The organism is Neisseria sp. P0021.S007, from assembly GCF_051956855.1.
Genome location: NZ_JBQCXA010001519.1, coordinates 1 through 468, shown reverse-complemented (window position 1 = coordinate 468; position 468 = coordinate 1). Strand labels below are relative to the sequence as shown.

General features: G+C 50.4%; 1 protein-coding gene. It reads right to left on the bottom strand.

What is annotated here, in order from left to right:
• Nucleotides 1-414, bottom strand: a 414-nt coding sequence (locus tag ACTHUR_RS20045) for an isocitrate lyase/phosphoenolpyruvate mutase family protein (RefSeq protein WP_440400548.1), incomplete at its 3' end; no start/stop codon positions are given.
• Nucleotides 415-468: the final 54 nt, after the last annotated feature.

Sequence of the window (468 nt, the reverse complement as noted above, 5' to 3'; positions counted from 1 at the left end):
GTCAACCATTTCATCTTTAGAAACGATGGCTTTGTTCGGACGGTGGCCGCAGCGTTTTTGCGCTACCTGATCTTCGATGTGAACCGCTGCAACACCAGCGCGTTCAAAGTTGCGAATAGTACGGGCAATATTGAATGCACCGCCCCAACCTACATCGATGTCCACCAGCAAAGGCGTATCTACGTTGTCCGTAATACGTCGCGCGTCGATCAGCACATCTTCCATTGTGGTAATGCCCAAATCAGGGATACCGCAAGAGCAAGCTGCCACGCCGCCGCCAGACAGATAGATTGCTTTGAAACCGCTTTGGGTGGCCAATCGTGCAAAGTAAGCATTGACGCAACCGACGACGGCAAGAGGGTTTGATTCTTTCACGGCTTGGCGGAAACGTGCTCCGGCAGAGTGTTGACTCATCATATTTCTCCTTTATAGACTTTTTTCATCAGTATTAATCGGACGGCTCGGTTT